The organism is Parabacteroides sp. TM07-1AC (assembly GCF_003480915.1).
GTDB lineage: Bacteria > Bacteroidota > Bacteroidia > Bacteroidales > Tannerellaceae > Parabacteroides > Parabacteroides chongii.
This window is the reverse complement of record NZ_QUKD01000009.1, coordinates 150,671-166,887: the sequence shown is the minus strand read 5'-3', so window position 1 is coordinate 166,887 and position 16,217 is coordinate 150,671. Positions and strand designations below refer to the sequence as shown.

Below are 16,217 nucleotides of genomic sequence, written 5' to 3'. Positions count from 1 at the left end.
TCCATATGTCTACTTGATATCAAGTAGAAGCATAGTTCGTATAGAACTAATGCCAAAACACTGCAAATATAAATGTTAATTATTTCAATATATGTACAATTTTATCCATTCATGGTGCACTAATTGTCCAATTATTATTCGTTAAAAACACATACACTTAATTTACACTGAGTTGTAGTTCCATAGCAAAACAAGGTTTTGACAATTTTAAACACATCATTCATTATCTATTCCATATCATAAGAAGCATTTATCAATGCCACAGCAGCAATAGGAAGGATCTTTATCCCTCAAAAATAGGTTTTCATAAGTATTATCTTTCAGTTTATCCTACTGTTAAGTTACTCATTTATTCAATATTATCTCCCATGGTTTTTAAAACGTCAAGCACACTTTAAAATTCAAGTTTTCTCTGTTCGCCAACCAGCATAAACCATAGTTCTATACGAACTATGCTTCTACTTGATATCAAGTAGACATATGGAATATAGAAAACGAAAAATGACAATTACAAATGAGAAAACTATTATCTAATTATTAACTAAATCTGGTGTTATTATGACTAAAGATTTTACTCACTTTCACGTATCGAAGGCGCTGTTTTTGGGAACAACCATGTTCCTTACATCCGTAAGCGAGATGTCGGCGAATCCTTCTGTTGAATTATTGAGGCCCACAGGACCTAGTACAGCAGTAACATCGCCACAACAGGCGAAACAAACCATCAAAGGAGTGGTACAGGATGCATTCGGCCCGATTGCCGGAGCAAATGTTATCGAAAAGGGAACTACAAATGGTACAATTACCGACATGGATGGTAATTTCACACTGGATGTAGCCCCCAACTCTATTCTGGTTATCACATTTATCGGATATAAAGAACAACAGCTTCCGGTAAATAACCAAAAAACCTTTAATATCAAGCTTACAGAAGACTCACAAGCATTGGATGAAGTGGTTGTGGTTGGTTACGGTACACAGAAGAAAGTAAACATGTCCGGTTCCGTGACATCTGTAAATGTCAGTGAAATGGCAGAAAGCCGTCCGTTGACCAATATCTCTACAGCATTAGCGGGTACAGCACCCGGTGTTCAGATTACATCCAGCAACAACCTTCCGTCCAATAACGGCGATGCGGATATTAAGGTACGTGGCCAGGGTACATTAAACAACTCTTCGCCGCTGGTTATCATTGACGGGGTGGAAGGAACGCTAAACAGTGTAAGCCCACAGGATGTAGAAACAGTCAGCGTATTGAAAGATGCCGCCTCTTCTGCCATCTACGGTTCACGTGCTGCCAACGGTGTTATTCTGATCACGACTAAACAAGGTAAATCCGGCAAAATGAAACTGGATTATACTGGTTACGTATCATTCCAGACATTGGACCAGCCATATGAAGTCGTTTCCGATTATGCCAATTACATGGAATATCTGAATGAAGGGATGGCAAACAGCAACAAGCCCAAACCATTCTCCGATAACGTGATCAACCTCTGGCGTGAAAAGTCCAAAGACCCGAACGGCCTGAACGAATACGGGATGCCGAATTATCTAGCATATCCGAACAACAGTATTTTCGATGTGTATGAAACTGGAGTTTCCCACCAACACAATATCTCCGCATCCGGAGGTTCGGAAAAGATTACTTATTACACCTCTTTCAACTATCTGAACAACCCGGGTATCCTGGAAAACTGTGGTTTCGAACGTTTCAGTCTGCGTGCCAATGTCGACTCACAGGTAAAAGACTGGTTGAAGATCGGGGTAAACCTGAGCGGATACACCTCTAACACAACACCGGTCAGCGATAATATAGATGATATCTATACCTATGGACTGACAGGTGGTAACCCGGGAATCGCTTATCTGGATGATCAGAACCGACTGGGTATCAATGCCAATGCGGAAGATGACCCTCAGAATGCAACGAACAACCCGTATAACCGTCTGAGAAACGTTTCCGGTAATATCCAGGTTAACACGTTAAAAACCCGTCTGTATGCTGTCCTGACACCGTTGAAAGGTTTGACTATTCAGGGGTCATATACGTATGACTACTATGATAAGTTCAAAGAAAGCAAACCGAATTTCGTTCCGATGTACAACTTCCAAACCAACACTCTGTATACCGACGGTGTAGGCCAAACCAGTATCTCGAATTATAACGAAAAGACATTCAGGAATTTTATGGACGCGACAGTTCGTTACGAACGTAACTTCTTCGACAACCGCCTGAGCACAAACCTGATGGTCGGTGGTAGCCAGGAACAATACAAACGGCAGTTCTTCAGCGGCACCCGCAAAGACCTGATCGACCCGTCACTGAACGTAATCGGAGGTGCTATCGGCGAATCATCCACAACAGGAAATGTTACCGAGTGGGCCATGCGTTCATTCTTCGGTCGCCTCAACCTGGGTTGGGATGACAAATATCTGTTGGAAGTCAACCTGCGTGCAGACGGTTCTTCACGTTTCCTGGCTGACAACCGCTGGGGTTACTTCCCCTCTTTCTCCGCTGCATGGCGCATTTCGGAAGAAGGTTTCATGGAGAATACCAAGAACTGGCTGGACAACCTGAAGGTTCGTGCATCTTACGGTTCATTGGGTAATAATACATTAGGAGATAACCGCGATAATGACGGTAATTATACTTCACAATCTCTGTACGCGCAAACAAACTATGTATTGGGACGTGCCGTAGCCATGGGGCTTTCACAGACGGCGATCGCAAATGCCGCACTGACATGGGAAACGACTTATATTACCAACGTCGGTCTTGATTACAATGTATTAGGTAACCGCTTGTCAGGATCTGTCGAATTTTTTAACAAAAGAACAGAAGGCATCCTGACCGACCTTCCGGCACCGAAAGTACATGGTAATGCCACTATCCCCAAGCAGAACTCCGCACAGATCACCAACAGAGGTCTCGAATTCTCTACAAACTGGAGTGATAAGGCGGGAAAGGATTTCTCTTATAACGTCGGTTTCAACTTCACTTACATCAAGAACAACGTAGATAAATTCAAAGGAGACGACTATACGATCAAGGATGCAAGAATCTTGCAGGAAGGTCTTCCTATCTGGTCACTATATGTACGCGAAGCAGACCGTATCATCCAGACAGACGAAGACCTGGCAATCGTACAGGCTATGTTGGATAACCCCGCCGTAGAAGGCAAAGTGGTATTCCCTTACGGAACTCCCCAAAAAGGTGATATCCTCTACAAGGACCTCAACGGTGACGGACTGGTAAATGACGATGACCGTACTGTCATCGGCAACGGACAGAACCCGACATTCACTTACGGTGTGAACCTCGGTTTCAACTGGAAAGGTATCGACTTCTCCGCATTGATACAAGGACAGGCCGGTATCAAAGACGTATATCTGAGTGCCTTGTATAAAACAACCGTACGCCAGGGATATCAGTTGAATGCAGATGTTATCGACGGACGCTGGTATGAAGGACGTACAGACGCCAGCTATCCCCGTTTGCTGGATTACAGCGATACCAGAAACGAACAGTATTCCGATTTCTGGGTAACCGACAAGTCTTACCTGAAGATCCGTAACATCACATTGGGATATACGCTGCCGACAGCCTGGTCGAAAGTAGCTTATATGGATAGAGTCCGGTTCTACGGCAGTTTGGAAAACTTCTTTACATTCACGAAATGGAAAGGATACGACCCTGAAGTAAATGGTATCAAATATCCTACCATGCGCCAGGTGGTCGTTGGAGTCAATGTTACATTCTAATCATGATTGTTGAACTTATAAACGGAATTACAAAATGAAAAAATATATTATACCTTTTTTAGCAGCACTTCTGGCATTGACAAGCTGCTATGACCTGGACAGGGCACCTTACGACCAGTTAAGCTCTTCGACCTTCTGGCAGACAGAAGATCAGTGTAAGTCAGGTTTGATGGGTGTGTATGCGTCCCTGAAAAACACCGACCTCTATGGTAAAATGTTTATGATCGACGTAAACTCGGATGTAGCAGTCGGCTACGACCAGTATGAAGCTCTACAACTGGGAACTTGTACACCGCGTACCAGTTTCCTCAACGGTAAATGGCAGAACGGATACAACGGCATCCAGCGTGCCAACCTCGCCATCCGCAGTATCGGTGAAGCACCTATCGACGAAACAGCAAAGAACCAGATGCTCGGTGAAGCCCATTTCCTCCGTGCCCTCATCTATTTCCATCTGATGGATTACTTCGGAGGTCTTCCTCTCTATGACGAAACGACCAATCTGGAACAGGATTTCAACGACCTGATGAATCCGAGAAGTTCTGCCGAAGAAACACGTGCTTTCATCATTGCAGACCTGGAAAAAGCGCAGAACTCAGGACTTCCGGATACATGGGATGCAGCCAATTACGGCCGTGTAACGACTTCTGCCGTAGAAGGATTATTGGGTAAGGTATATCTGTACAGTAAAAATTATGACAAAGCGATCGAACATCTGGAAAAATCGACCAGCGGTCATGAACTGTACGAAAACTTCGCCGACTTGTTCAACCTGACAGGACACACCAGTTCGGAAATGATCTTCTCGATCATCAATCTGGGTGGTACAGGTAATGATTACGGTATGCCGCTATGCTTCTACGCCGGCACACGTAACTCATTCGGCAGTTGCTGGAATAACACCCTTCCTTCTGTCGACCTGGTCGACATGTATGAATACAAAGACGGACGTCCTTTCAACTGGGATGAATTGTTCCCGGGATATACAACCGACAATCAGGTACGTGAACGTGTATTCAGATGCACAGTGAACGATGCCGGCGACGAAATCCTCGATCAACCGGCAGAATCCGCAAAGATCCTGGAAATGTACGAACAACGTGACCCGCGTATGTCAGCTACAGTGATCGCTCCTTACAGCACTTATTTGGGATGGAACCGTAACGAAGAGCGCCTGATGACATTCATCTTTGCAAAAAACACCAAAGGAGATGTAGTAGCAGTGAACGAGAACAATGGTTTCATGCGTAATAATAAGGGAGGTTGGGAAACCTATTTCTGGAGAAAATTCGTACCGGAAGGAGACTGGAACGGTGCTATCACGAACCGCGAACATACACCTGTAAACTTCCCGATCATCCGCCTGGCTGATGTTTACCTGATGCTGGCAGAATGTTACAATGAAACCGGCAACCAGACTAAGGCGGTAGAATACATCAACAAAGTACGTGCCCGTGCGGGTATCGCATTATTGAACAGTGGTCCTTCTTATTTGGCAGCTAATTCGAAAGATGAAGTCTTCCAACGTATCTTCCGTGAAAGAGCCTATGAACTGGCTGGTGAAGGTGTTCGAGACAGCGACCTGCGCCGTTGGAAACTGTCACACACATTACTGAATCGCGAAGAATACGGTATCACCGGCAAGCGCCTGCTGACACGTGTATTCCGTGAAAACCGCGATTACTTGTGGCCTATCCCGGCAGAAGAAATAGAAATGAATGATCAGCTTGAACAGAATCCTAACTGGTAATTATTTATTTTCTGAATTATTTTGATCACCAGGTCAGGTATAAGCAGAGGGTATGCTTTTAGAAGCATACCCTCTTTTGGTTAGTCAAATACACGAACTAATCTATCCAACCATCATTCTGAGTCAGATTTTCATTCATCTGAATTTCAGTTCTCGGGATAGCCCAGTTATATAAATGATCGCCTCCCCATGAATAAGAACTTTGTACTTCTCCCCAAACCTGTTTCAGGCCGGCACCGTCGAATAATTTGCTTTTATGCCAGGTCTTCCAGCGCATTTCATCAAAGAAATTCACACCTTCACCGGCAAACTCCCAACGACGTTCATTGCGGATACGTTCACGCAAATTATCCTGACCTGTCACCTGGGTATATTGATTGCTGTTCAACAAAGCAGCACCGGCACGTTCACGAACCTTATTGATCGCATCTACCGCTTCGCTCGTTTTATTCTGCTCGTTCAGACATTCAGCCAGAGACAGAAGCACATCGGCATACCGAATAATTGGAATATCGATCGGAGAATACTCGCGATTCGGTATTTCGGAAGAACCTTCCGCCACAAACTTACGGAACAGATAGTAGAAACGGTTGTTCGTATCGGTTCTCACATCATACGGTTCAGCATTGTCATATCCTCTGTACGGCCAACGCAAAGTATATACATAATCCGTATTACTGGAAGATCCGATATATTCTGCATACGGCGTCACTATAGTCGCTGCCAAACGCGGATCACGATTTCCATAAATGGCTTTTATACGTGCTTCATTTCCTGAAGGCAAATATTTGGACATATCAGCACCGTTAGCTGTTAAGGTATTTATTTCCGTTTCAGTCAAGCCGTCACGCAGGAAATAGACAGAGCGGGCAGCCGGAGACATTTCGTTATATCCGGGTAAATAATCATTCCAGTTAAACGGTTTCCCGTCTGCACATTCATACGTGTCGACAAAATCCGTGCTTGCCAGGTATGTATTCCAGCAAGAACCATAAGAGACACGAGAACCATAACGGAACGAGAAATTATTACCATAACCGCTCAAACCAATGCACTGCAAGGAGAAAATCATCTCATCGGACTGTTCGTTCGCTTCCTTAAACAGTTGCTTATATTCTCCCTTGAACAAGCCGTAACCCAACTCTCCGACTTTACGGAAATCGGCTTCTGCGCTTGCCCAGTTTTTCATCCACATATACGCTTTTCCACGCAATGCATACGCCGCACCTTTAGTCGCACGTCCGTAATCACCTGAACCGGAAACATATTTATCCGGGAAATCGGCTGTATTGATCGCATCTGTCAGGTCTGTGATAACCTGATTCCACACGGCTTCTTCCGTATCACGCCCTTTGGTGTAGCCTTCCAGTTCCGTCGGTTCCAGATACAAAGGAACTCCTTTATACATCATATTCAGCTTATAATAGAAATAGGCACGCATGAACTTCGATTCAGCCATCAATCGATTATACTTGGACTCGGCCAACGGAGCCTTCGACAAATTGGCTATCGCATCGTTCGTACGGCTGATTCCTTCATAATGAATTTTCCAATAATCGGAAAACTGGGAATTGCTCGTTGTGGCATTACCTCTCAATAGAGCATAATTTCCGTCACGATAATCTGCAGAAACACCATAGCTGTCGAATTTATGCAAATCACCGGCAACATTGTCGGAACGTAAAACATTATAAATACCGTTTACGCCCATATCTGCCAGATTCTCTGTTGCCCACATATTACCGGAAGAGATAGAATCATACGGATTCAGATCCATCAAATCTCCCTGACATCCTGTCAACAGAACAACGGCAGCTCCTGTTAAATATATATTTTTCAAAAGTTTCATATTCTTTCTCGTTTTAATCTTTAAAATGTAACATTAACCCCGAATGCGAATTGTCTTAAAGAAGTATATTCCGGATATGCCCCCAATTCAGGATCTTGTCCCGGGTACTTTGTGATATTGAACACATTTTCAACAGAGACATACAAACGAAGATTATCCATGTATGCTTTCTTACTTATAGCAGCCGGCAATGTATAACCAACCGTCAGATTCTTCAATTTCAAGTAATTACCATTGAAAATATAAAGACTTGTCGCTTCCGTATTCTGATAGCCGCTTTCTCCATTCACCAGACGACCGTATTTTGCATTGATATTGGTACGCGGGTCAGAAGGATTTTCCGGATCATAGAAATAATGATCTTTGGCAATCTCTGTCGGTAAAGCCAGACCTACACGCGTTGTCGGTGAATTGTAACCAGTCGTAGCTCCCCAATAAAGGTTGAAACCGGCTGCACCAGCCCAGTTCATAGATATATCGATACCTTTCCACGCTGCCGACATTTGCAATCCGAAGTTATATTTCGGGTCTTTGGATATGTTCATAAACTCACGGTCGTCCGTACCGCCATAAATTCCATCACCGTTTGCATCTGCATACACATAGTCGCCATACCAAAGACGATCTTTTTTTACCGTCTGATTCGGCATAAAGGTATAGCCTGCATCGATCATCGCCTTCAACCACTCCATATCGGTTTCAGTACGGATCATACCGTCAACCGGTCCACCGCCGATTCCATCAGCAGCATAACCTTTTCCGGAGCCTTGATATGGATTACGAGTATAAAACTCACCCTTAATATGGTCTTCCACTACCGGATCGATTGCCGAAGAGCTGGATGCCACATCTCCGATATTGCTTACCCATTTACCATTTTCATCGTATCCTGCCTTCAACTTACCTTTGTAGTAGGTTACTTTATTCGGGGTGTAAGAGAAATTACCGTTTACAGAGTAACTTACTTCCCCGATTCTATCCTGCCATCCTAAGGTCAACTCGATACCTTTTTTCTTCATCTCGGCAATATTCTGGCGGGGAGCCGTCTTATTACCGACAGTGATATTGATAGAAGGTCTATACAAGATATCTTTCGTTTTGTAGTTGAAGACATCCATCGTGAAAGAAAGACGGTTATTCAAGGCATTCAAGTCAACACCGACATTCGTCATCGTTGTTGTTTCCCAGGATAACATGGAATTGGCAATAGAGGTAGATGCCAGCCCGGATGCCAGAAGGCCACCGAACGGATAACGGGCAGAGCTATAAGTAGACTGATACTCATAGTTACCTACATCAGTGCCACCGTCATTACCTACAGAGCCGTATGAAGCACGGACCTTCAGGTTATCCAGCCAGTTCTTTGTATTTACCATAAAAGCCTCTTCCGAGATACGCCAGGCTGCGGAGAAAGAAGGGAAAGTACCCCAACGATAGTCCGGATGATAACGGGAGTTTCCATCCCGTCGCAAGTTTGCTTCAAACAAATATCTGGATTTGTAGGCATAATTAATACGGCCAAAGAAAGAACGTCTGGACTTGTCGTAAGCACCACCGCCAATACTTTGCATTTCCGTTGCAGACCCCGGAGTGTGAACACTCGAATCGATCAAACCTTTTTTCTGGGCACTACGGGTATCCTGCTTGTAATAATATTCTTCATACCCCAGCATGATTCCAAAATCATGATCTTCCTTAATGGTTTTATTATAACGCAAAAGGTTCTGAATCGTGTAACTGTAGTCTGCCCGGTTATAAAAATAGGTCGACATATCAGCCGGAGTAGTAGCCGGAGACATAACGGTTCCATCACTGAATTTTACCTTCTCAAACGGATTGGTCCAATTGGCATTGTCTTCCCAGTAACGCTTGTAGTTCAAGTTAAAATCCCATGAAAGTCCTTCAATCGGAGATATACGGGAGAAAAGAGTCGTATTAAAGTTCGTCTTTTGCTTGTGTCCGTCCTGAGAAACCAGATAAGAGGCAATATTATTGGCTGTTGCACTCTCTTCCGGTGCTTCCGGATAACCGTATTGTCCGTTCCATTCTGGATAAACACCCGGAGTTGTCTGACGCAGGAAGTTATTGGCATTATCGAAATGGCCGACCTCCTTGTCCTCCTGAGTCGCGAAAGTACGCGTTCCGACAGTTAGCCATTTAGCGATATCCGCTTCTATATTGGCACGCAAAGAATATTTCCGGATACCTGTATTTTTTACCAATCCAGGATTATCTAGATAACCGGCAGTCATCAATACGCGCAGCTTTTCCGTTCCGCCGGAAACAGAAACGTTATGGTCATTAATGATACCATGTTCAAACAAAACTTTCTGCCAGTCCGTATTCGGATAAGCAATGTAATTCGGTACGCCATTCTCATTCAGCCCGTTCGGATCTGCCGATTTTTCGCGCCAGAGATCGATAGTGCTTTGTGCAAAATGCTTCGGCTGACCGATATTTTCAAACGATTCATTGATCCAGCCCATATAGTCAGCATAATTACTAACCTGATCGATCAGATTCGTCGGCTGGGCATAAGAAATACGTCCCGAATAAGAAACAGACAACTTTCCGGCTTTTCCTTTTTTGGTCGTAATCAAAATAACACCATTGGCTGCACGTGAACCATAAATAGAAGAAGATGCGGCATCTTTCAACACAGAAATACTCTCGATATCCTGCGGGTTTACCAGGTCCATGGAACCTTCCATTCCGTCAATCAATACCAGAGGGTCAGCGTTATTCAACGTACCGACACCACGGATACGAATAGTGGACCCGTCACTACCAGGATTACCGGAGCTCTGCATAACCTGTACACCTGCACTCAAACCAGCCAGTGCATTGGAAACATTCGTAATAGGTCTGGACAAAGCTTGTTCTTCAAAATTAACGGAAGAGACAGAACCGGTCAGGTTCACTTTCTTTTGTGTACCGTAACCTACTACTACTACTTCATCCAAGGCTTGTGTGTCTTCCTTCAGCTTAATAGTAAATGACGTTTGGTTTCCAACGGAGACCTGTTGCTCCGTATAACCGATGAAAGTAACGACCAAAACAGCATTAGGAGAAACATCCAGGTTAAAACTACCGTTCATATCGGTAATCGTTCCGTTTGTTGTACCTTTTTCAATAACATTGGCACCCGCGATAGGTCCCATGGCATCTTCTACTGTTCCGCTTACTTTTTTCTTTGCCTGCTGAGGTGAAGCGGCAAGTGCATCGGAAACAGGAATCTCGATTCCCTGATTGGCAGAGGCCATGCCTACGGATACCAGGAACATCGTAGCACCTATGAACATCTGCCTTGATAAATAAAAACGATTAAAATCCTTCGTCATAATAACACCAGATTTAGTTAATAAATAAATGTGTTTGCGCACACCAAATAATCCGAACTTGCTGTGCTAATAATATTAGTTTTGTCCGTTTCACATCAGAAAGGAAATAGTTCTGTATGAACTATGTACATTTATTTATTAACTAATTATTGTTTTTTCATCCGACAGAATGTTACAGAAAACCACGGAGGGCTTATAAAAGAAGAGATTATCTATTTGTCTTTCAATAGCAGAACGAATAAAAATGAGAGATCCTACCCAAACTGCCTTATGTAAATATTAATAGAAAAATGGTAAACCAAATGACTCTATTTACGGGATGAGCTATTCTGTTTCTACCCGCCTGGAAATTCGTAAGTAGGTGACAAATTGATGACAAGGAAAGTACATCCTTGATAACCAAATTATTATACTTGTGTTAATTTTTTAAGAATGGACAATAGATGCACCTATATTAGACAAAAATGCATGTTAATATATCATACAATACGTTATTTTTGCATCGTTCAGTTTCTTGCATTTTTAGGAACGTAGTCCATACAGAACTATATTCAGAATAAAAAAAAGGATAAGGTATTAGTCACTAACACCCTATCCTTTAAAGACTTTCCTATTAAAACTATTCCCAATAACCTTTATTCAGTTATCATTCTTTTTGCAAGAACTACAATTCAGTAGAAAAAACCATCTATTATATTACTTACAAGTCCAGTTTACACTATCAGATATATTGTTCTTCTTTTGTACAGCACGAGCCTCAACCGTATTTTCTCCATCCGTCAGATTTACACCTTTCCATACAAATGTAGCATACTTATCCGGTGTCTGTTTTCCTTGGCTTTTACCATTCACAAACAACTCAACCTCAGGTAGATTAGAAAATACCATCACATCAGTCACTTGCGTGGCGCGGTCGCGATGGCGACGGTTAGCGATGTAAACAAATTTATCGTCTTTGTTCCAGTTTGCTTTATAATAATAGAAAGCATCCTTCTTTACCTTACGGTCGAATGTAACCAACCCTTTATCGTTAATACCCGGACGATCCCCTTCCGTACGATGGGCAGCCCCAAAATCGAACAGGTTCCAGATGAAAGAACCCCAAACAAACGGACGTTCGGCAATAGCCTCCCAGTTACCCATATGATAGAATGTCTGGAAATTCTCCGGATGCCACCAACCGGAAGCTACACCCGGCTTAATAGAATCTTGCTGATGATAAATACTGGCACCTGCACCGTATTCACTAATGGCGATCTTATAATCCGGATGTGCTTTATGATTGGCATCCAGCCATTTTCCCATATCGGAGGGAGAACCTCCATACCAGCCGAAATACTGGTTCCAGGCAATCACATCAGTTATTTTACTGATATCGCTGTCATACGACAGGAAGCTGGCAGCCGTTGTCGGACGTGTCGGGTCTTCCTGGTGAGCCAGTTCATTCAGTTCCTTGATATATTCGATCGGATTGTCTCCATGTGTTTTCAATTCATTGAATAAGCCCCAAAAACAGATGGACGGGTGATTGTAATGCTGACGAATCAACTCTTTCAGTTGTTCTTTGCCGTTCTCACGGAAAGAGGGCAGATCGTTAAAACCTCTGTCCTGGTAACCGCCCGGTCCGATAAAGGGAATCTCCGCCCAGGTCACCATACCGTATTTATCCATTAAATCATAGAAATAAGTAGCCTGCGGATAATGTGCCAGACGGATGGCATTTGTACCCATCTCTGCAATAATGGCTGCATCTTCTTCATGGTGCTCTTTATATAGGGCATTCCCCCGTTCCGCACGGTCCTGGTGACGGCATACGCCATGCAGTTTCAGATGTTCGCCATTCAGGAAGAAACCTTTCTCTGCGTCAACATGATAGAAACGCAATCCCAACGGCTGTTCCACTTTATCTATTTCTTTTCCGCCAGCGAGCAAAGTAACCTCCGCACGATACATGAACGGATCTTTCCTGCCGTTCCACAGATGCGGGTTCTTTATGGTAAATTCCAAACCGGCTGTATGTACTTGCTGAGCATCTACAGTCAGATTCAGATCCTGTTGCTGTACAATTTTATCTGCATCCCATATCTTTACATTCACCTGCACCGGTACCTTCTCCGACGAACTATTCGATACAAGTACCTTAGCCTTTACATCAGCCTGTTCTTTCGTTACCTTTTGCTGTATCAGATAAACGCCGGGAGATGCATAATCGGTCAATGAAATATGTACCGGATCCGTAATGATCAGGTTGACATCCCGATAAATGCCGCCATAGAAATTGAAATCGCCGACCAACGGCATAATATCCAGTTGCAGGGCGTTATTCACCTTTACCAGTATCTTATTTTCGACACCATATTCTACTTTATCTGTTATTTCAAAAACGAAAGCGCCATAACCACCACGGTGTTCTCCCAGACAAACGGAATTTACAAAAACTGTAGCGATCGTATTAACTCCTTCAAAGCGCAGGAATAAACGTTTACCTTTCCACTCCGGTTTCACGAACAATGTTTTCTCATAATTTCCCATTCCACGATAATAATCCTGTTTTCCGGAAAGGGCATCACCGCTATTCCAGGTATGTGGAAGGTTGACGCGCTGCTCGCTATTCTTCTGCACCTGATGCGAAAAACGGAACATCCAGTCATTATTTAAAAGTATCTCCTTACGGGAGGCATAAGTTAATGTACTGCACAACACCAGCAGTAAACCGATAAGAATGTGTTTCATGTTATTTATTTCTTTATTCCGATAGCAAAGATAAAACGAACCTTTCAGGAAGAAAGGCACTTTTTGTCTAAGATAAGGTACTTTTTTGTCCAAATATGGCTTTTTCACGATTGATGGTTATCAAAAGAATCGGATCGCATAGGCAAAAAAAATCCGGATATTTCTATCCGGACCTTTACCTAGTATTTATGAATTATAATTACATGGCCTGTTCTCCGCCACCCTGGTTATTTTCTCCGCCGCCTTTCGAGTCATCATTACTGATACCACGACGTACTTTCTTGATCTGTCCCTTCATCGTACCGAAACGGTAGGATATACTGAAACGGAATTCACGGGCACTGCGCCAGTTGGTCGATACATCATGGAAACCGTCTCCCTTGGTGGTCGTTTCCATCTTCATGGTTTTCCAGAACGGATTATTTGCTCCCAAAGAAACAGACAATTTCTTTTTCAGGAAATCCTTGCTGACATTCAAACCGGCAAAATAGAACGGAGACATTTCACTTTGTAATTGAATCCACGGACTGAAATATCCACCGTTCAGGTTGATACGGAAATCTTTCGGCAGCGTAAACTGCGTACCGGCAAAGATTCGTCCGCTGACACCGTCTTTTTCCTTATTCAGAGTAGGAGCTTTCATGCTTACATAATCCAAACCTCCGTTCATATAAATACGGAACCAGGTAGTCGGAGACCAGTTACCATACAAAAACATACCAACCTGCTGCTTCTTACCTACGTTATCGTAGGTACTCCACATAGCACCATTATACTGTGAACGAGGATCGCTTTCCGGGAAATTGGCAGTAAATGTGTGACGTTCGATCGGATTATTAACGAATGTATAGCTCAAACTGGCATTGATACTGAACTTCTGAGTAAACTTACTGAAGTTTAAGTTGACATTATTACTCTTTTCAGAATCCAGGTTCGGATTACCCTGAGAGATATTCTGAGGATTGACATCATTGATATAAGGATTCAGATACCAGATACCCGGACGCTGGATTCTCATATTATATCCTAAACGAATCTGGGTAGACATATCCAATTGATAAGTTAATGTAGCATTCGGAACCACATCAAAATAATTAGAATTGAAATCCATATCCGGTTTCAAAGCAAACTTGGCATCCAGGCTTGTTCCTTCTCCACGAACACCTGCTTTGATTCCGAATTTATCCAGACGAACCAAATAACCCAGATAAGCTGAATAAATATGCTGTGTATGATGGAATTGGCTATTGTCTCTCTTTTGGTCTACCCAAATACCTGTTTCATCATCATAAACTTGTTCCAACGTATTACTCTTATTCTGACGGTTGATGTATTTTACACCAGCCTCAAGCGTCTGTTTATTAAAAAGAGGTGTAGTATAGTCAACCTGTCCGGTATGTTCGATAGTGGAAGCATCATTGATATTCCATTTCGGATAATCTTTTTCCATATAATAAGTGACCACATCAGACAACTCTGTTTTGCTTTCATTATCATTAGGAGACTGGCTGAAACGATAAGAGATTGTCAGCAATTCATCTTTTTTAGAGGTAGAGTGTTGATAGTCTACATTTAAGTCAGTCGATCCAAAAGTACTTTCAGAGTTACTATTACGATGATACCGATAAATTGGAGCAGTCTGTTCATTGATTCCAACATTCATAGGATTCAATACAGCATCCAATTCGGAAAGATTCTCTGATTTTCCACGAAAGAGATTAGCCCCCACGCTTATCAGGTTAAGCGTATCGATTTCGTAACTGGCTTCCAGATAACCGTACTGGAACGGTCCTTTATACTTGCTGCGTCCGTCCTCTATTAATTTAGTCGGTCCGTCTTCAGCCAAGCGATCCTTATCCGTTTCACGTTCACTATGAGAATCATTCCAGGGAGAATTTCTTTTATTATACCCATAGTTAGCAGTAAGCCCCAGGCTTCCGACCTTCAACGAGACATAACCGCCACCGCCAAAGCTACCCAGTGAACTGGCATTGGCACGAACTGTTCCTGTATATCCCTGCATGGCGTTTTTAGTCGTGATAATATTGATAATACCACCGACGCCTTCCGCATCATATTTTGATCCCGGATCGGTAATGACTTCGATATTCTTGATAGAACTGGCAGGCATACTTTTCAATACATCTGAAGCATTTTCACCGCTCAACAGGTTTGAAGGTTTGCCATTCATATAAATCTTATAGTTTGAAGATCCCTTCAACTGTATCTTGTCTTCACCGTCGACAGTCACCATCGGCACTTTACGGAACATTTCCAAGGCATTGCTGGTCTTAGCTTCCGGGTCATCATCCAGGCTATACGTAATTTTATCCACTTCCACCGTTACCAATGGCTTTTGGGCAACAACGGTTACTTCATTCAATTGCTGGGTGTCGTCATTCATATACAACTTACCCAAATCCAGGCTTTTCTTGTTTTCAGACAAGGTGAAATACTTTACAGCCGGAACTTTTCCCAGCGACTGCATGGATATGATGTACTTTCCGGGTTGTTTCAGGGTAGTGGTAAACTTACCGTCATCATCACAAGCCAACAATTTAACCGCTTTCTGAGGGGCACTAGCCAAAGCGATGTTCAACGTTGCATAAGGTACTGTTTCATTAGACAAGGAATCAACAACTTGTCCCTTGATCGTGTAATCAGCGGCATTCTGGCTTTGTGCATATAAAGGCACAACCATCATCAACACCAACACTAAGTAGAGCAGTTTTTCTTTCATCAAATTTAAAGAATTTAGAGGTTATCGATTGATTTATTA

The 16,217-nt window shown here is 43.0% G+C and carries 6 protein-coding genes; 2 read left to right on the top strand and 4 right to left on the bottom strand.

Annotated features, from left to right (window positions below):
- Positions 1-558 precede the first annotated feature (558 nt).
- Positions 559-3,765: a SusC/RagA family TonB-linked outer membrane protein gene (locus DXD68_RS17570; RefSeq protein ID WP_122362818.1), complete on the top strand. Its 3,207-nt coding sequence runs from the start codon at positions 559-561 to the stop codon at positions 3,763-3,765.
- A gap of 34 nt (positions 3,766-3,799) precedes the next feature.
- Positions 3,800-5,515 (top strand): RagB/SusD family nutrient uptake outer membrane protein, encoded by a 1,716-nt coding sequence (locus tag DXD68_RS17565; protein ID WP_122362817.1) that lies wholly within the window; start codon positions 3,800-3,802, stop codon positions 5,513-5,515.
- Positions 5,516-5,612: 97 nt separating this feature from the next.
- On the opposite strand, the gene DXD68_RS17560 is transcribed toward DXD68_RS17565, so the two are convergent.
- The 4 genes from DXD68_RS17560 to DXD68_RS17545 all read right to left on the bottom strand — a co-directional run bounded on the left by DXD68_RS17560 (position 5,613) and on the right by DXD68_RS17545 (position 16,178).
- Entirely contained in the window at positions 5,613-7,364 is a 1,752-nt protein-coding gene (locus DXD68_RS17560) for a RagB/SusD family nutrient uptake outer membrane protein (protein ID WP_122362816.1), read from the bottom strand.
- A 20-nt stretch (positions 7,365-7,384) separates the two neighbouring features.
- Positions 7,385-10,705, bottom strand: coding sequence for a SusC/RagA family TonB-linked outer membrane protein (locus DXD68_RS17555; protein ID WP_122362815.1), 3,321 nt, complete (start codon positions 10,703-10,705; stop codon positions 7,385-7,387).
- 696 nt (positions 10,706-11,401) lie between these two features.
- Positions 11,402-13,438 carry a glycoside hydrolase family 2 protein gene (locus DXD68_RS17550; RefSeq protein ID WP_122362921.1) on the bottom strand — a complete coding sequence of 679 codons (2,037 nt, stop codon included), beginning with the start codon at positions 13,436-13,438 and terminating at the stop codon, positions 11,402-11,404.
- Positions 13,439-13,637: 199 nt separating this feature from the next.
- Positions 13,638-16,178 carry a TonB-dependent receptor domain-containing protein gene (locus tag DXD68_RS17545; RefSeq protein WP_122362814.1) on the bottom strand — a complete coding sequence of 847 codons (2,541 nt, stop codon included), beginning with the start codon at positions 16,176-16,178 and terminating at the stop codon, positions 13,638-13,640.
- Positions 16,179-16,217: the final 39 nt, after the last annotated feature.